A 575-nucleotide genomic window follows, 5' to 3' on the forward strand; every position below is an offset into this window, starting at 1 on the left:
GCGGCTACTTGCTGGGGGTCGCGGCGATCCAGCAACCCCATCTCCACGAACCGTCCACCCGGCCGCAGCAACCGCAGCGAGGCATCCACGAATTCCCCCGCCAGCGAATCCAGCACCACATCCACACCAGCACCACCGGTCACCGCACGGAACTGTCCCTCGAACTCCAACGACCGGGAATCACCGATCTCCTCCACACCGAACCCCAACCCCCGCAACACATCCCACTTCGGCCGACTCGCCGTCACCAGCAACCGCAATCCCAACCAGCGGCCCAACTGCACCGCCGCCATCCCCACCCCACCCGTGGCCGCATGCACCAACACCGTCTCCCCCGCCCGCGCCCCGGCCACATCCACCAACCCGTAGAACGCCGTCGCGAACACCGCCGGCACCGCCGCCGCCTGCGCGAACGACCACCCCACCGGCATCACCACCAACAACCGGTGATCGGCCACCACCACCGACCCCACACCCGTCACAAACCCGAAAACCCGATCACCAGGCACCAACCCCGACACACCCGCACCCACCTCCACCACCACACCAGCACCCTCCACACCCAACACAGCGTC

General features: G+C 67.8%; 1 protein-coding gene. It reads right to left on the reverse strand.

What is annotated here, in order from left to right:
- The coding region (locus GVY39_RS33810; protein WP_159931052.1) for a zinc-binding dehydrogenase at nt 1-575 on the reverse strand (575 nt) is incomplete at both ends.

It is taken from the genome of Nocardia sp. CY15 (assembly GCF_009829295.1).
GTDB classification, from domain to species: Bacteria; Actinomycetota; Actinomycetes; order Mycobacteriales; family Mycobacteriaceae; genus Nocardia; species Nocardia sputi.